Below are 21908 nucleotides of genomic sequence, written 5' to 3'. Positions count from 1 at the left end.
AAGTGATCCGCCTCAAGTATTTTGCAATCATCTAGAGATATACGGCGTGTAGCTTGTATTGCAAGTCTTCACAAGGAAAAATGGGTGGCAGGATCTGACTAGGAGTTGGCAAATAATGGGGACCATCTTAAAGCGATGGCGCGTTGTCACGTTCATCTTATTTGCTGTTGCTTGTGGAACTGTCGCTTGCGGTTCCGGTGACGTGCCAACTTCTCTAAGTGATGAGGAGCGGTCTAGGCTCGTCGATCTGGTTGAGCAGGAAAGCTCGTGGATTGAAACTCCGTCATGCCAAGTCGAGATTTTCCGCCAAGACGCCGATATCACCTATGGCTGGGCTACCTGCGTGACTGCAGCCTCCGCACCCGATCAGGAATTAGATCAAGGGCATTCCTACCCCTTCCGTGCGGATGGCAATGAATTAAGCACGCCTGGTGATGGCAGTGACTACCAAAAAAACGTTGAAAAGCTCTTCCCCGAGGACCTGTGGCCTGCAATCGAGCAACATGCGGTAGGACTGCCCTGAAGCTGCAATGCAGCCATTGATCTTGTTGATTGGCTATCCTTGATTCTCAGCTAACTGAATACTATGTTTTTCGTGGAATCGTCCGCGGACGGAAGGTTATGTGTGCGGCACGGTTATTTTGGACAGGTCCCGGAGTCTTTGCGCACCCGATTGTCGGTGCGCGTGGCCGGGGAGGGCCCGGATGTGGTTCTCGTTCATGGTCTGGGGGCTTCTAGCCGCTATTTCACTCCCCTAGCCAACGAGCTGGCCCGCGACCATCGGGTGATTGTGCCCGAGCTTCCAGGGCATGGAAAAAATATGGATGATGGACGGCCAGTTAGCGTGGCACGTTTCGCCCACGAGGTATCCCTAGCGTTGCGCACGCTCAACGTGAAAGATGCGGTGATTCTCGGCCATTCGATGGGCGCTCAGGTGTCCATTGAGATTGCCCGCACGCGACCCGAATTGCTCAAACACCTCATCATTGCCGCGCCCGCGGTCAATGACCGAGAAGACACGCTTTTTCGGCAAGCACGGCGGCTGGTTCAAGACTTCCCTCACGAATGGAACGCAGTCAAGGCGATCCTGCTCGTTGATTATCTTCGCTGCGGCATCCCGTGGTGGGCCAAGAGCTGCTCAGAAATGCTCGACTACTCGACCATTGATCTGCTGCGCACCGTCCCATTCCCGGTGGATGTGGTGTGCGGTACGCAAGATTCCCTCTCCCCGCCAGAATTCGGATTGCGCCTGACGGCCAAGGCGCCACAGGCGAAACTGACGGTGCTCAACAACGCTGCACACGGCTTCAACTACTCCCATTTCGAAGAGCTCGCCGAGCTTGTACGCACAGCAAATTCGGCAACAGTTTCAGCTTCAAAGCAATGAACCCAAACGGCTCCCTGCAGCCCAGTGCCTCGTCCAAAAAGTATCTCCAGACCCTTGATTTAGGGTTGCGCTCGGAATAGTGTTGCCCCTGATCATCATCACCGAGCATGTGAGGTACGCAATGAGGCGCATTCTACGAACACTTGCCGCGGCAGCGGCGCTTACGTTGACAGTCACAACTCTGGCAATTCCCGCACAGGCCTACGAAAACTACAACATGGATAATTCTTGGGCGAAAAGTAGCGGAACAGTTTGGCGCGACGACAATCGAAGCATCGGCTTTAATCTGGCGCTCACCGATGACAATCTCGATGGCAAGTGCGTCTACTACCAATACCAGGGAGTCCGCAATGATGCTCCGGATACCGGGTGGTCCAGACTAACCACCAACGTCTGCGGTAAGGGAACGACAAAATACTATCGAGACGATTCCAAGCGAGTCATTCCGTACTACTCGCTCACCGTCAACGGGTTCCGGGTGCGAGCCTGCAAGGCCATCAACAACGCGCCTGACACCTGCACCGCAGCCTCGTACGTTGCCACGCGGGGCAAGTACAACAAGGGGTAGCTTTCCTCCACCACGAGGAAAGGGACGCGAGGCCAGGCACCAATTGGTGCGTCCTCGCGTCCCTTTCTCATACTCAGAGAACTACTAGCGTCCGAGCGCTTCTGCAGATTCAAATGGACCAACCACGGTGATGGTTCGTTCTTTGGCTGCCAGCTCTTGAGCTAGCGCCTGAACGTCTTCCGTGGTGACCGCATTTACGCGGCTCAGCGCCTCATCAATGTCTTGGAATTCGCCGGTCACCATCTCTGCCCGTCCCAGTCGTGACATACGGCTTCCTGGGTCTTCCAATGCCAGCACCGTTCCGCCGGCAAGCTGGCCCTTTGCCTGGGTAAGCTCGGAATCGGTGATGCCGTCGGCGGCTAAGCGATCCAGCTCGGATTCGAGCAAGCCGATGACCTCTCCGGCTTTAGCCGGTGAACAACCTGCATACATGCCGAAGTATCCGGCGTCGGTGTATGCGGCTGAGAATGAATAAGTGGAATAGGCTAGGCCACGCTTTTCGCGGATCTCTTGGAAGAGTCGCGAGCTCATGCCGCCACCCAGTACCGCGTTGAGGACCGCAAGGACCTGTCGGCGGTCATCTTGCCCGCTAATACCTGGGCACCCAATGATGATACTGGCCTGCTCGACCGGGCGGTTGATCACTTCGATGCCAGGAACTGAGACGATCGTTGCTGGTTCCGAAGAACGGCGTGGTTCCGGCACTGCCATGGGATCAAGATCCCAGCCAGCCTCGGTTAACGAAGCGAGCACCATGGAGCACAATTCATCATGGTTCAATGAACCAGCTGCGGTGATGATCACTTCGCTCGGACGGTAGTGGGCCCGATAGTGTTCCATGACTGCTTCGCGAGAGATCTCCATGATCTCGGCCGGTGTCCCGCCGATCGGGCGAGCCAGCGGATGATCGCCTAGCACCTTGGCGACGAAGCGCTCGTGGGCGACCTCGGTGGCGTCGTCAGCGTCCATGGCAAGTTCCTCGATGATCACCCCGCGCTCCTGCTCTAGCTCTAGCGGATCGATTACCGCGGAGGTCACCATGTCGGCAATGACATCCATAGCCATCGGCAGATCGGAATCCAGCACTCGCGCGTAGTAGCAGGTGGATTCCTTGGCCGTCGCGGCATTCGATTCCCCACCTACCGCGTCAAAAGACTGAGCAATTTCAAGTGCGGTGCGCTTCTTAGTTCCTTTGAACAGCAAGTGCTCCAAGAAATGAGTTGAGCCGTAGTGCCCTGCTTCTTCATCACGGGAGCCCACTGGTACCCAGAACCCAACGGTGGTCGAACGCTGGCCTGGCATCGCCTCGGTCAGAACCCGTACGCCTCCGGGAAGAATACTCCGGCGGACTTCCGCGCCACCCTCACCACGGTGAACCAACGAGGGGTCAGCCGGGTCAATCGGAGAGAACTGTTGAGCCTCTACCGAGTGCAATGGCAACGGAATCATGACCACAGAGAAACATCCTTAAATCATTGGGTCCCGGATCGTAAGTCCGGGCGGAACACTGTCCCTATTCTCCCACAGCCCCACCATTGAATACTTGGAACTAGGGGCAACCTCTCAATCGCTTGCCTCGCTTGACCTCCGAGGTTTTCCTAAGATGCTGGGCTTGTGTACCTCGATGCGAAAGACCGGCAAGTGGAGTCCGGACTTCCTTGGATCCAGCATCGGTGCCCCTTTGCTGACAGCCAAGAACAAGATCCGACTCGCCAAGTGGGCGAGCCGGACCTCGTTAGAAACAAACCCTCAGAATGAGCATGAACCCAACTTATGTTGCTGATCAGCTGTCCGTGGGCGTAGTCGGATCAAACGGTGGCTGAGTGCTGGGGCCACCGGGATCGGGCCGGCTTGGTGGCGTGGTCGGATCAGGTGGATCTATGGGAGAGGTTGGATGATCCGGAACATTCGGCCGTGGTGGCTGACCAGGTGACGGCCATCCTGGTTCTCTCGGAAAATCGGGATCGGTGGACTCCATATTGTTTTCCTCTTCGCTCCGTTGAATGATTCTCCGCTATCGCGGCTATCCGTCCATTCAAGTACCCAGCGCAGAATAGTTCAATAGTCAGCAGGGAATACACAGTAGTTACACGCAGGCGAGCGCGCACCGAATCAGGCCGTGGCCGAAGTGAACTACTCGATGCCGTCAGCTACGCGATGTTGGTGCGGTCAAATGCATCGAGGCTGATTCCTTGTTCCAAAATCAGTTTTGCCCATTCCTTGGCCGAGTGCAGGCTGTGGTCTCGGTAGTTACCGCAGCTCACTGCTTCGGTGCCAGGAACGTCATCCCAAGTAACGCGCTCTGCTAGGTCTTCAAGGGAAGACTTAATGGCCTTAGCAACCTCGGCTGGAGTCGGCTCGCCCCACACAATCATGTGGAACCCGGTGCGGCAACCAAAAGGCGAGAAATCAATCAGGCCTTCTAAGCGGGTCCGGATCAAACCAGCCATGGTGTGCTCAATAGTGTGCAGGCCAGCGGTAGGGATCTCACCGTGGTTCGGCTGCACAAAACGAATGTCGTAGTTCGTGATGGCGTCACCCTTAGGTCCACGCTCAACGCCAATCTTACGAACGTAGGGAGCCTTGACCTTGGTGTGGTCCAAGGCAAAACTTTCGACTTCAGCAAGTTCAATATCACTCATACTTTAAGTCTATCCGCTCCCCTGCCAGCAAAATCGAAAACTTCATCTTCCTTAACCGATAAACTCTAGTGAGCATACTGGCCGTGCGATCTACTTCCGGCCTGAATCAAAAAGACTTTAGTTGTTGTTGAGAGGAACCGAATGTCGGATAAGAAGACCCTGCTAGTATTCGCGCACAGTGACGAAGCGTCAGCTTTCGCAGACGTACCGCATGTGGTCTCCGGAGTAGGCAAGGTCAATGCTTCGGTCGCTCTTGCCGGTGCGCTCGCCGAGGGCAATGTTGAGCGAGTGATCGTTTTGGGCACCGCCGGTGTAGTCGGCAGCGCCGATGAAGACCGCCCAAGCTTGGACACCATCTATCAGGTCACCCGATTGATCCAGCACGACTTCCCATTGGCCTCGGCCGATGTAGTGCCTACCGGTGAGATCCTGTTGCCAGACACTCAGGCGACCATGGCCACCGGTGACGTATTTGTCAGCAATGACGAGCAGCGCGCCCACATCTCCGGGCTGAACGCAGCATTGGTGGACATGGAAGGCTACGCCTACGCCAGCATGTGCCAGCGCTTCGATGTGCCGCTGCAGATCTTTAAGGTGCCTTCTGACTATGCGGACAGCTCCACCAGCATGGACGATTGGGACGCGATTGTCGTGGCCAAGAGCGTTCAGCTTCGCGAATTCTACGATGCGCATCTGCGCACGGCACTCGACGCAGCCAAATAGTACCGCGCCCGCGCGTTATTGAGAGGCGAACGACAGGTGATTGACCGGTCCGCCATCGGCTTTTGCTAAATCGTTCCCCTGGCGCAGACGTGGTTCACGGAAACAGATACCTAGACCACGTCTACGCCATTCGCGTTCAGGATCGTGCGCGGATTTCAAAATCCGAGAATTCTTAGATGTTATTTTGATCGAATATCCCATTGATTTCCCTGGCCGATCAAAATGACCAATCTTCTATGGCTTGCGCCATCCCGCTGATGGTTCGCACTAGAATCGAATGACTAGGATCGATTGGAGAACGTTTCATGACCGCACAGGCAAACGCACGTGTCAGTGTTGGAGACCTCTCTGTGCCTCGCCATCATCAGCTGATTGTGTCCCTCTTTGGTTTATACGCACGCCAGTACGGGGGCGCCTTGCCTGTGGCAACGATTATTTCCCTGATGGAGGATGTTGGGGTTGAATCTGCCGGAACGCGTTCCTCGATATCTCGGTTGAAAAAACGCGGAGTCATTGAGAGCGTTCAAGTGCAAGGCCGCAATGGATATTCGCTTGCTGACTCAGTCTTGACCACGTTCGCCGAAGGTGACGAACGGATCTTCCATCCCCGTCGCGCCACAGCTCAGGATCGCTGGTTGTTGGCGACCTTCACGGTGCCAGAAACCCAGCGCAATATACGGCACAAGATTCGCTCATCACTGGTGCGGATGGGCTTTGGCTCCGTAGTTCCTGGACTGTGGATTGCTCCGGAACATGCCAAAGACGCAGCGCTGGCCTATTTCACGCGACACGGACTAGATCAGTATTTCGAATTTTTCCTTGCCGAGCATATAGGCGGTGCCCAAATTCAGAAGAATCTTAGTTCTTGGTGGGACTTAGTTTCCTTGGATCAGCTATATTCCGAATTTTTGAACGAGAACCGAGGCCGATTGGAAAGCTGGCAACAGCTTGTCCAGGCCGGGGACAACCCTGAACTTGATGCCCGGGCATTCGCAGATCACTTGATCCTGCTCACCCAATGGCGACGACTCCCTTACTCCGATCCAGGGCTCCCAGCAGAATTGCTTCCAGAGGGATGGAATGCATTAAAGGCAGAAGATCTCTTCCACAATTTACACACACTCTTGGCACCCATGGCTGGTCGTCATGCTAAACGTATTATCGGCGTGGACAGCTGATACAGCTCACAAAATAGCTATTACCGCGTAACGCCAAAGAGCCACGGACTCGCCCATTGGGTAAGTCCGTGGCTCTTTGGCTTTGCTGAAGATTAGTCGCGATCCTGGATCACGGCGACACCCTGAATCTCGATCAGGGCCTCTTTCTGCCAGAGACGCGTGACACCGACGCCAGCCATGGCGGGGTATTCGGTGCCAGCCATTTCGCGCCAGGCTCGACCAATTTCGCGGCCATTGGCCATGTAGTCGTCAACGTCGGTCAGATAGATCGTGACGCTTACCAAATCTTCTGGATGTCCGCCTGCTTCAACCAAAGTAGTCAGCACGTTGGAAAATACCTGCTTAAACTGCTCCACTATGCCGCCGGGAACAATATTCATGTCCTTGTCCAGGGCAGTCTGCCCGCCAAGGTAAACAGTGTTTCCGGCCTTCATTCCATGCGCATAGCCAGAGGGCTTAGCCATGGAAGCCGGGTTAATCGTTTCATTGCGATGAAGCTTGGTCTCAGTCATTTCCAACTCCTGTACTGGGCTAATCAATTTTGCCCCATTTGGCTCTAGCGTCATCTTTGTGATGCGTGCTACATTGAGTTTACGTGACGGCAGTAAAAAAGTCGACACATGGATTCTGTACCGAATAAACAAGGACTCACACATGAAACTCGCAACGGTCGAAGTTGGCAGGCAAACACATGCGGCGCTCCAGGTCGCTCAGGGCTATCTCCCGCTTCCAGCCCGTAATCTCAGCGAGTTTCTAAAAGACTCAGATTGGCTATCCATCGCTTCTAAGGTCCTTGCAGAGCACCGCTCGGACAGTCTGATCCCAACCGGCGAGGCACTACTACTCAACCCGGTTCCAGCACCGACTAAGGTGATCTGCTGCGGACTGAACTACGCGGACCACATTTTGGAAATGGGACGGGAATTGCCCCAATATCCGACATTGTTCGCCAAGTTCGCCGACACCCTCGCCGATCCCGGTTCGGAGATCATCAGCACCGTTTCAAATAACGTGGATTGGGAAGCCGAACTTGCCGTGGTGATCGGAACCAAAATCACTAATGCCACCGAAGAAGAAGCTGCTGCCGCCATTGCCGGCTACACCGTGGCTAACGACGTTTCGATGCGAGACTGGCAACGCCGCACCCTGCAGTGGTTCCAAGGCAAGGCCTTCGACGGCACGACGCCGCTCGGCCCAGTGCTAGTCACCACCGATGAGCTCGATCCGGAGTCGGGCTTGGAAGTCATCTGCAGGGTCAACGGAGAAGAAGTCCAGCGCGGCAACACTTCGACCTTTGTCTTCTCAGCGGCCCGACTCATTAGCTACATCTCCGAGTTCACTACCTTGCGCCCTGGAGATGTCATATTGACCGGAACTCCAGGCGGAGTTGGCATGGGTATGGAACCCGCGCGTTTTCTCGCAGACGGGGACGAGCTCCAGACAGAAATCCCGGGAATCGGAACCCTCAAAAACCGCGTCCGGCTGCGCGTGAACACCCCAGTTGCGAGCCACTGAACACCTGCAAACAAACAACACAAACTCTGAAGGAGAAGAACATGACTGAAACACCCACGACATACCGCACCGAAGGCGACAACTCGATCTACGCTTCGGAAAACGGCCAAGTCATTCCCGTGGTCACTCGTGCCGGCTCTGAAGACACCAACACCGCACAGTCAGGTGACTGCATCCGTGTTTCGGGCGTCAGCATCCAGCACACCCCAGCGACCAAAATCTGGTTCGGCCAGGTGTCCAACGTTCCGGGCTACCGTTCCCTGCCGCATCATCATGGCGAAGCAGAAACCGGCGGCTACGTGTTGCGCGGGCATGGCCGCATCTACTTCGGCGAAAACTACGAACAGTATTCAGATATGAAAGCTGGCGACTGGGTCTTCGTTCCGCCGTTCATGCCACACGTTGAAGCAAATATGTCGGTCACCGAAGAACTCGTGTGGCTCACCGCCCGCACCCCAGAAAACATCGTAGTGAACCTCCCCGATGTTTCGGACACCTCGCTGGAAGGATACCGCCGAGCATGAACACCACCGAACTTTCCGCACAGGTATTCCTTGACGCCATCGAATTAACTGAGTGCGAAGCCGAGGTCTTCGACCAGGCTTTCACCGCGGTCCCGCAATATGTACCTTGGCCCAAGGCCTACGGTGGCGACATGGTTGCGCAGGGTGCGCTGTCGCTGATGAAATCGGTGGACACGGACCGCTCGCTGCATTCGATGCACTCATACTTCCTGCGCCCTGTGGATATGCACCAGCCGGTACGCTACGAAGTCGAACACCTGCGTGATGGACGTGGATATTCCACCCGCCAGGTCCGCGCCTTCCAGAATGGCAAACCCGTCTTCTCCGCCTTGGGATCCTTCCACGTCCCGGAAGAAGGTGCAGAATACTCAATGGATGCACCGAGCGAGTCCTTGGACCTCGACCCGGAAACATTGTCCAGTGCAGCCCAAGCCTTGCAGGGCGTTGACAGCGAGGCCGCCACCTATTGGGCTGGCGGGCGCAGCTTCGACATGCGCCACGTGCCCGAAGCAATCTATCTTCCCGGCGAGCGCGCACAGAGCGCTCACCAAGCCGTATGGATCCGCGCTTTTTCGCCTCTTCCGGATGACGGTCTCGTGCAGAAGGCCGCTTTGGCCTATGTCTGCGACTACACCATCTTGGAACCGATTATGCGCAGCCTCGGGCTGAGCTGGGGCGACCCGGGATTGGTGACCGCCAGCCTAGATCATTCCATGTGGTTCCACCGTGAAGGGCGCATGGACGATTGGGTGCTGTACGCCCAAGAGGCCGTATCCAGCCAAAACAGCCGTGGCCTGGCTATCGGGCGTTTCTACACCCGCGATGGAAAGCTCTTGGCCACCGTTGCCCAAGAGGGCATGATCCGCGCCGCGCGGACCAACGCAGCCTAGGACATCCGACCGATTCACCCTACGGAGTTACCTGATGGAACTTTCACCTTCCGCGCATGAGGATACCTTCACGCGAGATCACCTTCCGCCGCAGAATCTGTGGCCGACAATGGAATTCACCTTGCCCGAATTGCAGTACCCGGAAAGGCTGAATGCCGCAGAGGTCCTCATTGACCAGGCTGTTGCAGAATTTGGTGCGGACCGCACCGCACTCCTGGCCCCTGACGGCACCAAGCTCTCCTACGGTCAATTGCAACGCCAAGCGAACCAAGTGGCCCAGGTGCTGGTCGAAGACTATGCGCTGCGCCCAGGAAACCGGGTGATGCTTCGTGGTCCGAATAATTCCTGGCTGGTCGCCTCATGGCTTGGCGTGCTCAAAGCCGGCGGCGTCGTGGTCACCACGATGGCTGCCCTGCGCGCCGCTGAGATATCCAAGTTGGCTGAGCTGACGCGTCCTTTGGTGATGCTGACCGATCACCGATTCGCCGAAGACGCCGTACAGGCCAGCGGCGGCACGTATCCAGTGCTGACCTATGGTGGTCAGGGCGAGGACGATCTGGCGCAGCTATGTGCTGCTAAGTCCGGCGAATTCACTGCGGTGGATACGGCGGCCGACGACGTGGCTTTGCTTGGACCGACCTCGGGAACCACTGGAGTCCCTAAGATCACCATGCATTTCCACCGTGACATTCTGGCCAATGCGGACACTTTTGCCCGTTATCTTCTTAAACCTACCCAAGATGATGTCTTCGCGGGTTCTCCCCCTTTGGCATTCACCTTCGGTTTAGGCGGCCTCGTAGTTTTCCCGTTCCGCTTTGGAGCTAGCTCGCTTCTGACCGAACGCGCTACCCCTGTGGAGTTGGCCGAGTATTCGCATCAGGTCGGAGCCACGATTTTGTTTACCGCTCCGACCGCCTATCGCGCAATACTCAAAAACGGCAAGGAAGACCTGCTCAAATCGCTGCGCGTGGCGGTATCGGCCGGCGAACATCTGCCTGCTGAAACTTGGCACCAGGTCAAGAACGCCACCGGTTTGGAACTGGTCAATGGCATCGGTGCCACCGAGCTGCTGCATGTGTTCGTATCCGCTGCAGGCCGGGATATCAAGCCCGGAGCCACGGGCAAAGCGATTCCCGGCTACCGCGCCACCGTGCTGGATGAAGATGGCAATGAGGTCGGAACAAATGAACCGGGCCGGCTCGCAGTCATTGGGCCGACCGGGTGCCGCTATCTCGATGACGAGAGGCAGCACAACTACATCTGCAATGGTTGGAATATCACCGGCGACATCTTCTATAGGGACGAAGAGGGCTACTTCTTCTACCAAGCTCGAAGCGACAATATGATCATCTCCTCCGGTTATAACATCGGCGGGCCAGAGGTCGAACAGGCTTTGGACCAGCACCCGGACGTGCTGGAAAACGCCGTAGTGGCTCGTCCTGATCCGAATCGCGGATCCATCGTCTGTGCTTTTGTGGTTCTCGTCGAAGGCGCCGAGGCCAGCGACGCGAAGGTCAAGCAATTGCAAGACTTCGTCAAGGCCACGATCGCGCCGTACAAGTACCCACGGGAGATCCGCTTCGTGACTCAACTGCCGCGCAATCCCAGCGGCAAGCTCCAGCATTTCAAACTCCGTGAAGCCTTCAATAGCTCACCGGTCGCCTAAGCACTGACAAACTTATCCGGGCCCTTACCGGCCCAGCACCCCTGTGGGGTTGATGAAAGGACACACCATGAAAATTGCAATTATCGGCGGAGGCCCAGGCGGCCTGTACTTTGGCGCTTTGATGAAGCAACTGGATACCAACCACGAGGTCACCGTCTGGGAGCGTAATGCCGCCTCGGATACCTTCGGTTTCGGCGTGGTGTTCTCCGACGAAACCTTGGGAGGCATCGGCAATGCCGATCCGGTGGTCGCCGAATACATGTCACGGCGCTTCGCCCGCTGGAGCGATATCGACATCCACTTCCGCGGCCAGATGCATACCGTAGGCGGCCAAGGCTTCGCGGCCATGAGCCGTAAGGAACTCCTTGAGCTGCTGCAGCGCCGCTGCATCGAGCTGGGTGTGGATGTACGTTTCTCCACTATGGCCCCAGATGTGGAACAGCTCTCGGCTGAATATGATCTAGTGCTGGCCGCCGACGGGCTGAACTCCGCCGTGCGCACCAAATACGCCGAGTCCTTCAAGCCTTCGCTTGATCCGCGTACTTCGAAGTACATGTGGTTGGGCACTGATCAGGTGTTCGAGGCCTTCAAGTTCTTCGTCAAGGAAACCGACGCCGGAACCATGCAAATTCATGGCTACCCGTACTCCGATGAGGGGTCAACCTTCATCGTGGAGATGCACGAGGACGTGTGGCGAGCAGCCGGTTTTGATGAGACCGAAAATGAAGTCTTCGCCCCGGGTGTCAGCGACGCAAAGTCCGTGGCCAAGGTGTCCGAGATCTTCGCCGAGGAATTGGCCGGCTACCAGGTGCTCACCAACAACTCGAAGTGGATCAACTTCACCACGGTGCGCAACGAAAACTGGCGTCATGGAAACATCGTACTTCTGGGAGACTCCGCGCACACCGCCCACTTCTCCATCGGCTCGGGTACCAAGCTCGCCATGGAAGACGCCCTGGCACTGGCAGCCTGTTTGCATGAGCACGCTGACGTGGATAACGCGTTGGCTGCCTACGAAACCGAACGACGTCCGGTGGTTCAATCCACCCAGCGTGCTGCCCAGGCCTCACTGGAGTGGTTCGAAAACATTGGCCAGTACAAGGATCAGGACCCTGTGCAGTTCTGCTTCAACCTGCTCACCCGTTCCCGGCGGATCACCTACGACAACCTGAAGTTGCGAGATCCCGGGTTTGCGCAAACCGTTGATGAGAACTTTGCCAGGTTGAATAATTCGCCCTCCGTCGCTCCTGCAATGTTCCAGCCACATAAGCTGGGCAACACCGATCTGGTGAACCGCGTGGTGGTCTCCTCCATGGACATGTACTCGGCCACCGACGGGGTACCCGGTGAATTCCATCTGGTCCATCTGGGTTCCAAGGCCATGGGCGGTGCCGGGCTCGTAATGACCGAAATGGTATGTGTCTCGGATATCGGGCGCATTACCCCTGGATGCACCGGGCTCTACACCGATGAACAGGCCAGCGCGTGGAAGCGGGTGACCGATTATGTGCACGGAAATTCAAATGCCAAGATCGGCGCACAGATCGGGCACTCGGGCCGCAAGGGTTCGACGAAACTGATGTGGGATGGCATCGACCAGCCACTGGAGGAAGGCAACTGGGAGGTACTGGCTCCGAGCGCACTGCCCTACGGGGAAGGCTGCCATGTGCCAGTGGTGATGAACCGCTCGCAGATGGACGAGGTGCGTGAGCAGTTCGTCGCCGCAGCCCGCCGCGCCGACGCCGCAGGCTTCGACGTGCTGGAAGTACACATGGCCCACGGCTACCTGCTCTCCTCCTTCCTTTCACCGTTGTCCAATAAGCGCACCGATGAATATGGTGGCTCGCTGGAAAACCGACTGCGCTACCCATTGGAAGTCTTGGACGCGGTGCGCCAGGTCTGGCCAGAGGAGAAGACTATCGGTGTGCGCATCTCGGCCACTGATTGGTCCGAAGGCGGAAACACCGAAGAGGACGCGGTTGGCATCGCCGCAGCCTTCATCAACCATGGCGCGCAATTCATTGACGTCTCCTCCGGGCAGATCGTCAAAGATGAAAAGCCAGCCTTCGGGCGAAGCTACCAGACTCCTTTTGCGGACAGGATCCGCAACCAGGTCGCCGCCGAGGCAGGGGTCTCGGTGATCGCGGTGGGAGCGGTGTCCTCCTACGACGATGTGAACTCGATCCTGCTGGCGGGCCGTGCGGATCTGGTAGCACTGGGTCGTACCCACTTGTACAACCCGCAGTGGACGTTGCAGGCAGCAGCCGAGCAGGATTATGTGGGCGCGGGCGCGACTTGGCCTTTGCCGCTGAAAGCTGGACGACGCAAGCCACCAGCAGCCCGCACCGATGCGGTACGCCCGCGGCTCTGGCTGTTGTCGGAGACCCAAGAAGTTGACCCGACGCACGTGCGTTGGACCCCGGCGAAGGATGCCCAGGCGCTGGCAACCAGCCGGTAACCGGTCGGGTTGGCTCAGCTGATGGCACCGATGCCCGGTTCGCTTGCTCCGTGAGCAGCAGCGAACCGGGCATTGTCGCGCCTGAACTCAGTTTTTCGAGGGAGCAACCGGATCTAATGCCCGACGGAAAGTCTGGTGGATGGTCGGCGGCCCCGCCCTGTCGCGGATCCCAAATAGAGGACTCCGTGGTCCGCGACAAGACACGCTATCTTGCACTGGCTCGCGAACTGAGAACCCGGTATGCGGACCTCAATTCCGCAAGCCTGGGCCACTGCTTCGGAATGACTACGGGTGGCAAGAGGAGGTGCGGCCAGATGCGCACCGGCAACATCAACGCGCTAGCTTCTATACTCACTGTTAAAGCCAAGTACTCCGGAAATATGATCTTCCGGAGTACTTGGCATAGATGTCGCAGCCGTTGGCTTAGTGGCCCTTAAATGCCTCAGCCAGCCACCAGGCTCCGCCGTCCGACGGGATCTTCGCATCAATGACCAACGGCCCGGCCGGGTCCGATTCAAGCCACTGCTTAACCGCTTCGAGGTCTTCCAACGAACGCACCGTGATTCCTTCGGCGCCGAAACCGCGGCCAATGGCAGCGAAGTCGGTCTCGGGGAAGACCACCGACGCCATGTCGGCGGCCGGATCGCTCTCGCCGAAGTGGTGCACTTCCGCGCCATACGCGGCGTCGTTGTAGACAATGCACACCAGGGGCATCTTCAGGCGGACCGCGGTGTCCAACTCGGCGATGGCCATGTGGAATCCCCCGTCGCCGGTGCCCAGCACAGGCAAGCGATCAGGCTGGGCCAAGCCGGCGCCGATTGCCGTGTACAGCCCCAGGCCGATGGCCTGAAACGCCTGCGTAAAGCAGAAGCCGTGCTCGTCCGGGACGGAGAGGAACTGGCTCGGGTATCCCATGAAGTTCCCGGAGTCCACGCTGAGGATCCGCTCGGCCGGCAGCAGCTGATCCAAACGCTTAGTCAACGTTCGGGGATCTATGGAATTATCTGTGGAGAGGTCCTGGTAGTTGACCTGTTGCCAGTGGATTCTCTGGGTGATCCGTTCATGGACTTCCGCGGTGCGGTAGCCATCGCGTTGATTGATCTTCTGCGAGCGAAGAAGCGAAAGCACATCGCTGGCGCATTGGGCCGAATCTCCCACCACGCCCAGATCCACGGGTCGGTTGGCTCCCAAAGCCGGTTCCTCCAGATCCACCTGGATGACCTTGGTGCCGTTGCCGATCAGGTGGCCATGGCGCATGGTCCACATATTCAGTGCGCAACCGAATCCGACGATCAGGTCCGCATGGCTGATCAGCTCGGCGGCCAGCGGCGAGGAGAATCCTCCGGAGATTCCGAGGTTGAATTCGTCCTCGTTGAATAGCCCCTTGGCTACGGCCGAGGTGGCGACCAGTGCACCGCTATGCCGCGCGAGGGCCAGGATCTCATCGCGAGCGGACTTTCCGCCGCGGCCGGCCACGAACACCGGGCGCTTTGAGCTTTGCAGCAGCACAGCCATGGCCTCGACCGAAGCCTGCGAGGGTCTGATCGGTTCTGCTGGTACCACAACCGGGATTTCGACAGACTCCACGGCAGGCAGGGCCTGGATATTCAACGGCAGGTTGAGCACCACCGTGCGGCGGTCATTGACCGCCGTCCGGTAGGCTCTCACCGTATCGGCTACAGCGCTTTCGGCGCTGTGCACCCGCTCGGAGACCGCGTACACCGAGGTTACAAACGAATCCTGGTCCATCGCGAAGTTCGAGTAGACCGCGCTCGGGGCGGCTTCCGCAGCCAAGACGATCAACGGGGTACGGGACTTCGCCGCTTCGCCGATCCCGGTTGCGGCATTGGTCAGCCCGCAGCCCTGGTGCACTGAGAGCACCGAGACCTTGCCACTGGTCCGCGAATACGCATCCGCCATCGTGGCGGCGCCGCCCTCATGCCGGGTGGCGGTATAAGCCACGCCATGGGCCATGAGGGCATTGGTCACCGTAAAGTTTCCGCTGCCGACCACACCGAATGCGTGTCCCACCCCGAGCCCGGCCAGGGTCTTGCCGACTAATTCTGCGACGTTCATTCACTTTCCTCCCTACAGGCGAAAATCAATAATGCGAGCACCCATTGCCCGACTGGGCAGTCGAGTCATGAAGTCAGTTCTCAACCAGGGCAAGCACCCGTGTGGGAGCACCGGTGCCGCCGACAATCGGCAACGGTGCTACCACGATCATCGCACCGAAGGCTGGCAACTTGTCCAGGTTCTTCAGCGAGGTGATCCCGTACTTGTCTGCTCCGAGCAGGTAATAATGCATGGGAAACGGAGGTTCCAGCACCCCGGCATTGCCCGCATCGATTCCCACTGTCTCCACGCCGATTCCTGAGATATCCAGTTCGTCGGCAATGTACTTGGCGCATTCGGTGCTGAAGCCCGGGGTGTGCGAACCGGAGTCATCCAGGTTCAGGAATGCCTGCTTGTCATGGTCGTACTGGTCCCAACCTGTCCGGAAGAGCAACCAGGAGTTCTGCGGAAAGTCCCCGTGTTCTTCCTGCCAGGCCCGGAGGTGCTCCACATCGATGAGGAAATCCGGGTTGGCGGCTGACTCTGCGCTGAAGTCCAGCACTACTGCTGGTCCGATCAGGCGCTGCGGGTCCAGCTGGGAGACGTCTTTGCCGTCTTTGCCACTGATCCAATGGATGGGCGCGTCAATGTGCGTTCCGATATGCTCACCGGTTTGGATGTTGTGGTGTTTCCAGAACGGTCCTGGCGCGTTATAGGCTGCTACCTCTTCGAGGCTGAAGTCGTTCAAGTTAGCGAACGGTTCTGGCAGCACCAAGGTAGGGGTCTCTGCCGAGAGCGGCGCGGTCAGATCGTGGACTTGGACTGCTCCCGTAGCCAGCGCCGTCAAGGTGGAGCTCAAGGTGCCTTCGTTAGTGTTGGTCATATAATCTCTCCTGCATGCGCCGGTCACCGAGTAATTAACCTAGAGTTAAAGTGACGATCGTCACGAACTTTACATTTCGATTCAATCTACCAGCCGGGGCGCGGAAGGCAAACAATTTCACGAAATGGGTCAAGCCGCATGGAGGCATCAGCGCACGGACAATAGCGGCCCCTTCATGAAGGCGCCACAGCCGTAAGCCACGGCCCGCAGAGGCGGGTCGACGGCATTTAGGTTCCAACACCCAGCGCAGCAAGGATTTCCATTGGCCAAGGTGCCGACACCTCCCCACCCTGAGGAACGCAGACGGTCACGAATTTCCCTTCGGCCGCAAGTACTAGCCCGCGCCCTTGGTGCGGGTGGCCCCAGACCTTGAACCCGAAGGTCATCGAGCTCGTTCCGATACGCTCCACCCGGACGGCGGTAGTCACCTTCTGGCCGAAGAAGAGCTTGGCGCTAAAATCAATTTCTTGGCGCACTCGGGGTGCCATCGCGAAATAGGAATCGGCACCAGCATCGCGAAAGAGCTTCGCCTCGGTCGCCTCGACGAAGCGCATGATGGCAGAGTTGTGCTGGTGCCCGGCCGCGTCCGTATCCACCCATTCAATAGTCCTCTGTAGCGCCTCGCCATTCACTCCCGACGAGAGGAACACCTCGGCCAGCGTCGCCAGCGATGCCTCCGCGACACTTGTTTTCTCGCGATTACTCATCGCTCCTCCTAGATAATATTTATATAGGTATTGTAACGCACGTCACTTTAACGAGATGATTCATAAGTTGGACCCGAGAACGCACTCCCCATCAACAACTAGGAGCTTGAAGATGACCTCTTCTTCCGAGGTATCGGATTGGAAAATCCCCAAACGCACCACCGGCATGGTGCTGTTCGCCTGTTGGCTCGCCATTCTGGCGGAAGGCTACGATGTCGGGGTGCTCGGCGCGGTACTTCCTGCGTTGGCCGAGTACAAGGAATGGTCGCTCAGCCCGATGGAGCTAGGTGGCCTCGGCGCATACGCCCTCGTGGGCATGCTGTTCGGTGCACTATTCATCGGCACTCTCAGCGACATCATCGGCCGCAAGCGCATGTTGCTGCTATCCATGGTCGTCTTCACCATCACGCAGGCCGGAGCCGCCTTGGCACCGACTCCTGAAATCTTCGGGCTGTTCAGACTGATTGGCGGATTGGGAATGGGCGGCATCATTCCCGTGGCCGCGGCATTGACCATCGAATACTCACCGCCGAAGAAGCGTTCGCTGAATTACGGAATCATGTATTCCGGATATTCATTGGGTATTGTCGCGGCAGCGTTGGTTGCCATGGCACTGCTCCCCATCCTCGGATGGCGTTGGGTAATCGCCGTCGGCGTGCTGCCAGTCGTGTTGCTGCCGCTTGTGGCATGGATTCTCCCGGAATCCCTTGAGTACCTCGTTGCCAAAGGCAAAATCAGCGAAGCGAAAGCCCTGGCCGCACGCCTCAATGTTGCCGACTACAGGCCGGTGGCACCGCCGGTACTGGCAGGTAAGATCCCTTGGCGTGAAGTCATGGGCTCCATGTTCTCCGGCAAGTATCTTCGTTCCACCATATTCTTTTGGATATCACTGTTCTGCGGCATGGTCCTGGTCTACGGATTGAACACGTGGTTGCCGCAGATTATGCGTAGCGCCGGTTACGATCTGGGTTCATCGCTGACCTTTTTGCTCGTGTTCTCCTTGGCCTCAGCCGCAGGCGGACTGGCGCTGGGTTACCTTGCCGACAGGTTCGGCCAGAAGCCAGTCTTGGTGATCTTCTTCCTGCTCGGCGCCGGCGGTATCCTGCTGCTGATGTTCCCGAACACCATGTTCATCAACTTGTGCTTCGTGGCCTTCGCAGGCATCGGCTCGATCTCTACCTCGCTGGTGCTCACCGGCTACATCGCCGATTACTACCCCGCGGCTCAGCGTGGCACCGCGACCGGATGGGCGCTGTCCTTCGCACGCGTGGGCGCCATCTCCGGTCCGATCATCGGTGGTTGGATCGCAGCGACGGGGATCAGCTTTGAATTCAACTTTGTTTTCTTCGCCATCGTTGGAGCCATAGCGGCCATCGCAGTAGCCTTGATACCGCCGAGGATCAAGGAAAACCAGCCCCCGCAGCTGGTTATCGAGCGGGAGCTCGCAGCCGACTGATTCTTCGGAAATACACTGAGTAGCAAACCAGCACGGTCTCGGAACTCGCCTTCAAGCGTGGACCGAGGCCGTGTTTGCATATGCACATGAAACCAGTGAAGCGCCGGATACTCAAGCTTGCCGGGTGACACTGACACGCAATTGAGCCTACCGTTACGCCGGCGTCCCAGGACCCCATCCGGGAGCTGCCATTGCTACCGCGCTTCGAAGACTTGCCCGGATCTCTGGTCAGGAAGCGGCATCCATTGGTGCCTCACTTCCAACACCATGATGCTGAACCCAATCCCAAGGTATTTGGGTTGGCACTTCCCAGGTTTACTTGCTGCGTCCGATCCGCGCATGCAACCTTGTCACATCGCCAATCCATTCACATGGCCGTTACCGAATGGGCTGCGTGGTCATCGCGCTACCCGATTACCGTTGGTCGGGGTCGGCGAGCGCTATCTGCCTGGCGCATGCGCCGACGGGTCCCGCATAAAAGGCCAAAGCTCCAATACCCGCGCCCGCTGACTAAGCAAAGTCAGCGGGCACAGACGTAACGAAGGCTCTGAGGATTCGTTGCTGACGATCAGCCGGTGAACGTGAACTTTGTCTGCAGCTTGCGCGCCGTGCGGTCCGGGTTGAGCATCAGGACGCAGAAGATGCCGACGATGACCAGGTAGATGCCGATCATCCCGAATGAGGAGTTCATGCCCTGGGCGAGCAGTGCGGACATTTCCGCCGTATCGGCGACCCCCTTGGCACCCGGGATATAGCCCGCGCGATCCATGAGTCCACCGACCATGGCCGGAGCGATGACACCGCCGATCGAGGCCAGCCCGGTCAGCGTGGCCATGATTGCAGCACGTTGCTTGGAGCAGACACTGAAGGCGATGGCCGTTGGTGCAAGCGGGTAGATCATCGCGGTGCCCGCGCCCAAGGTCAGCATCGCGACCGCAGCGTATCCCGAAAGGAAAGGAAGGATCGAGAAGCACACGCCGGAGATCAGGAGAGTCGCTCCGAACAGTGCACCCAGAGCCCAGCGGACGGTAACTCCGCGTTTCATCAGGTAGCGCGAGCCGAAGCCCAGAATCAGCAGGGCAATGGCACCCACAACCCACGGAAAGGTCGAAACTAGTCCGATCATTTCCGGTGACAATGCGACCACTGAGCCTAGATATTTCGGAGACCAGGTGGTGAGGAATCCTTGGGCCCAGAAACATCCGGCCCCAGCCAAGACCGCGGCAACGAACATCCATGATCCCAAGACTCTTCGAATCGGGACGATCTGCAGCAGGTCTGCCGAATCGGCGATACTGCCCGTACCGTTGGGCACGAATTCCTCCACCGGTTCCGACTGAGTTTCGTGCTTCGTCGCTGAATGCGGCGTGGTCCGCTGCGCTGCCTCAAACTCCTCTTGGGCTAAAGCTTTGCCCGCTTTCGAATGGCTGTACGGACCATCGCGACCCACAATGAGCCATGCCACGCTCCAGAGCAGCCCGAAGAGACCCAAGAAGCCGAAGGCCCAACGCCATCCCAAAGCTGGGTTTGCGATGATCCAGGCCAGGGCAGGAGCTGCGAGAATCGGCCCCAAGGTCGACCCAGCGGCTACGATACTGCTGGGCAGTCCGCGTTCCTTGGGTTTGAACCATCCATGAACATGCTGCAAAGAAATAGGTGTGGCCGGGCCTTCAGCACCACCTAAGAGGATCCGGGTCACCAGCAAGACCGCTGCACCGCCACCAAAGAGCATCGGGAACTGCAGGACGGCCCATGCCACGCCCATGGTGAGCAGGATCCAGCGGGTGGACACCTTTCCCGCTAGAAAACCGACCGCGACGCCGACGATGGCGAAGAGGAAGAAGAATGCGCTGCCGATGAAGCCGAACTGCCCGGCGGTCAAGCCCAGCTCGCGCATGGCGGGATCAGCCACAAGGCCCAATACTGCTTTGTCGGCAAAATTGACGATCTGGAAAATAACGAGCATGCTCGTGACGATCCAAGCCCGACGGTTCATCTTGCCGTTCCTGATGGCGGCGCTCAGGGTGTGGTCTGCGAGATTCTGTGCATGGCTCATGCCAAGCTCCCTTTGGATTCAGTGGCGGCAAGTTGCAACTCTACTCCGCCAATATCAAAGACATCATTGTCTTCTGCGATGGAAACGGTCCCGGAAAAATCCCTACGCGCGGTGTTCAGCATGATCTCCAAGTCGGCGGTGCCGGGAGTGTTGGGAACGATATGGTGGAGCACCAACGATGAAACGTTGGCCTGCTGCGCGACCTTGCCCACTTCGCTGTACGGAGTGTGCGATTCGCGCAGGTGCACTTCGATGCCATCCCGGGTCGGCCCGTCAGGGAATGTCTGAAGGATCCCCGGAAGGTCGATGACTTCGTGGAGCAACAGATCCGCGCTTTGGGCCAGCTTGATGCAGTTCTCGGAGTAGGCTGTATCCCCCGAAACCACGACTGAACCGTAGCGCGAGTCGATCCGGTAGGCGAAGGCCGGGAAGCACAATCGATGGTCAACGAGAATGGTCGAGATGGTGACCAGGTCGTCGCGGTAGATCTCGAATGGCTCCATTTGCGGGTGCCTATTTTCCACAGCGCAGGCTCCGGCGGATTCAGGGATCTGGATGTTGTGCGCTTGGATCCATTTATGTGGCTCGTCACGGCCTTCGTCTGCCATGCGGATGAGCACATCCGAGGCAAAAACCTTATCCAGCAAAGCGTCCACGATTTCTTCCGTGCTGCTCATCTCTCTATTGCCCACTCGTGCGGCGACATCTTGCTCGTGCTTCTGGTCCAGAGCGGGGACGCGGTTGGGCCGGCCTGGCCCGAAGACCTGGATGGGCCGGGTGAAAGACTCTCCCGGTACCTGCCACCCGGTGACCATGTAGGCGCCGAGGTCGTAGATGTGATCGGAGTGGTGGTGGGTCAGCAGCACCGCGCGCAACTCGCCCCAGTCGGCGTGCGAACGGTAATTGCGGATGCTTCCCATTCCACAGTCGATGACATAGGTAGCCCCATCGACACGAATCGCCGTGCTGGTTCCAGCACGGGAGCTGGAGACGATAGGGCCGCCTCCGGTACCGAGCGTATAGACGCTCATTCCTGTTGTCTGATTGGTGTTCACATTGATGCCTTACTCGTGGTGAGCAGCAAAGGGTCCCATCGACCGCGATGCGTGGATTGCGAGGGTAGTCAAGCGTCCGGCAACGACGCCGACGTGATAGAAATCATATACACCGTATTTTGCGACCGCAAGACCTATTGCATAT

At 57.9% G+C, this 21908-nt stretch carries 19 protein-coding genes; 10 read left to right on the top strand and 9 right to left on the bottom strand.

The features are described 5' to 3' along the window. Nucleotides 1-115: 115 nt before the first annotated feature. Entirely contained in the window at nucleotides 116-523 is a 408-nt protein-coding gene (locus LG294_RS05025) for a hypothetical protein (protein ID WP_404290106.1), read from the top strand. A 102-nt stretch (nucleotides 524-625) separates the two neighbouring features. Continuing rightward, nucleotides 626-1387 (top strand): alpha/beta fold hydrolase, encoded by a 762-nt coding sequence (locus LG294_RS05020; protein WP_404290104.1) that lies wholly within the window; start codon nucleotides 626-628, stop codon nucleotides 1385-1387. 497 nt (nucleotides 1388-1884) lie between these two features. Here LG294_RS05020 and LG294_RS05015 read toward each other — a convergent pair whose 3' ends face one another. From LG294_RS05015 to LG294_RS05005, 3 genes are all read right to left on the bottom strand, one after another. Further along, a complete protein-coding gene (locus tag LG294_RS05015) occupies nucleotides 1885-1995 on the bottom strand; it encodes an SWIM zinc finger family protein (protein WP_404291647.1) in 111 nt (36 codons plus the stop codon). A 44-nt stretch (nucleotides 1996-2039) separates the two neighbouring features. Then, nucleotides 2040-3410: a M16 family metallopeptidase gene (locus LG294_RS05010; RefSeq protein WP_404290102.1), complete on the bottom strand. Its 1371-nt coding sequence runs from the start codon at nucleotides 3408-3410 to the stop codon at nucleotides 2040-2042. Between the two features lie 695 nt (nucleotides 3411-4105). Next, nucleotides 4106-4597, bottom strand: a complete 492-nt coding sequence (locus LG294_RS05005) for an S-ribosylhomocysteine lyase (protein ID WP_404290100.1) — start codon at nucleotides 4595-4597, stop codon at nucleotides 4106-4108. A 141-nt stretch (nucleotides 4598-4738) separates the two neighbouring features. Here LG294_RS05005 and LG294_RS05000 point away from each other — a divergent pair, with 141 nt between their 5' ends. Then, nucleotides 4739-5320 (top strand): purine-nucleoside phosphorylase, encoded by a 582-nt coding sequence (locus LG294_RS05000; protein ID WP_404290098.1) that lies wholly within the window; start codon nucleotides 4739-4741, stop codon nucleotides 5318-5320. Between the two features lie 305 nt (nucleotides 5321-5625). Further along, a complete protein-coding gene (locus tag LG294_RS04995) occupies nucleotides 5626-6498 on the top strand; it encodes a PaaX family transcriptional regulator C-terminal domain-containing protein (protein WP_404290096.1) in 873 nt (290 codons plus the stop codon). A 92-nt stretch (nucleotides 6499-6590) separates the two neighbouring features. On the opposite strand, the gene LG294_RS04990 is transcribed toward LG294_RS04995, so the two are convergent. After that, on the bottom strand, nucleotides 6591-7010 hold the full coding sequence (locus LG294_RS04990; RefSeq protein ID WP_096288167.1) for a RidA family protein: 420 nt from the start codon (nucleotides 7008-7010) through the stop codon (nucleotides 6591-6593). Between the two features lie 142 nt (nucleotides 7011-7152). Here LG294_RS04990 and LG294_RS04985 point away from each other — a divergent pair, with 142 nt between their 5' ends. From LG294_RS04985 to LG294_RS04965, 5 genes are all read left to right on the top strand, one after another. Continuing rightward, complete coding sequence (locus LG294_RS04985) at nucleotides 7153-8013, top strand: fumarylacetoacetate hydrolase family protein (RefSeq protein WP_404290094.1); 861 nt, start codon at nucleotides 7153-7155, stop codon at nucleotides 8011-8013. 41 nt (nucleotides 8014-8054) lie between these two features. After that, nucleotides 8055-8537, top strand: coding sequence for a cupin domain-containing protein (locus tag LG294_RS04980; protein WP_404290092.1), 483 nt, complete (start codon nucleotides 8055-8057; stop codon nucleotides 8535-8537). After that, entirely contained in the window at nucleotides 8534-9427 is an 894-nt protein-coding gene (locus tag LG294_RS04975; protein ID WP_404290090.1) for an acyl-CoA thioesterase, read from the top strand. Before LG294_RS04980 ends, LG294_RS04975 begins: the two co-directional genes overlap by 4 nt. A gap of 34 nt (nucleotides 9428-9461) precedes the next feature. Beyond that, nucleotides 9462-11093, top strand: a complete 1632-nt coding sequence (locus LG294_RS04970; protein ID WP_404290088.1) for an AMP-binding protein — start codon at nucleotides 9462-9464, stop codon at nucleotides 11091-11093. Nucleotides 11094-11160: 67 nt separating this feature from the next. Next, on the top strand, nucleotides 11161-13551 hold the full coding sequence (locus tag LG294_RS04965; RefSeq protein WP_404290086.1) for a bifunctional salicylyl-CoA 5-hydroxylase/oxidoreductase: 2391 nt from the start codon (nucleotides 11161-11163) through the stop codon (nucleotides 13549-13551). Between the two features lie 423 nt (nucleotides 13552-13974). Here LG294_RS04965 and LG294_RS04960 read toward each other — a convergent pair whose 3' ends face one another. From LG294_RS04960 to LG294_RS04950, 3 genes are all read right to left on the bottom strand, one after another. Continuing rightward, nucleotides 13975-15627: a thiamine pyrophosphate-binding protein gene (locus LG294_RS04960; protein WP_404290084.1), complete on the bottom strand. Its 1653-nt coding sequence runs from the start codon at nucleotides 15625-15627 to the stop codon at nucleotides 13975-13977. Between the two features lie 73 nt (nucleotides 15628-15700). Continuing rightward, complete coding sequence (locus LG294_RS04955; protein WP_404290082.1) at nucleotides 15701-16489, bottom strand: cyclase family protein; 789 nt, start codon at nucleotides 16487-16489, stop codon at nucleotides 15701-15703. A 227-nt stretch (nucleotides 16490-16716) separates the two neighbouring features. Next, on the bottom strand, nucleotides 16717-17196 hold the full coding sequence (locus LG294_RS04950; protein ID WP_404290080.1) for an acyl-CoA thioesterase: 480 nt from the start codon (nucleotides 17194-17196) through the stop codon (nucleotides 16717-16719). A 112-nt stretch (nucleotides 17197-17308) separates the two neighbouring features. Between LG294_RS04950 and LG294_RS04945 the strand changes: the two genes are divergently transcribed. Continuing rightward, complete coding sequence (locus LG294_RS04945; protein WP_404290078.1) at nucleotides 17309-18652, top strand: MFS transporter; 1344 nt, start codon at nucleotides 17309-17311, stop codon at nucleotides 18650-18652. Nucleotides 18653-19220: 568 nt separating this feature from the next. Here LG294_RS04945 and LG294_RS04940 read toward each other — a convergent pair. Further along, entirely contained in the window at nucleotides 19221-20708 is a 1488-nt protein-coding gene (locus LG294_RS04940; protein WP_404290076.1) for an MFS transporter, read from the bottom strand. Further along, nucleotides 20705-21739, bottom strand: a complete 1035-nt coding sequence (locus LG294_RS04935; RefSeq protein WP_404290074.1) for an MBL fold metallo-hydrolase — start codon at nucleotides 21737-21739, stop codon at nucleotides 20705-20707. Before LG294_RS04935 ends, LG294_RS04940 begins: the two co-directional genes overlap by 4 nt. Between the last annotated feature and the right edge of the window lie 169 nt (nucleotides 21740-21908).

Source organism: Glutamicibacter arilaitensis, from assembly GCF_044793945.1.
Classification (GTDB): Bacteria; Actinomycetota; Actinomycetes; order Actinomycetales; family Micrococcaceae; genus Glutamicibacter; species Glutamicibacter arilaitensis_B.
The sequence above is the reverse complement of the archived record's forward strand: the minus strand, read 5'-3'. Positions and strand labels throughout refer to the sequence as shown.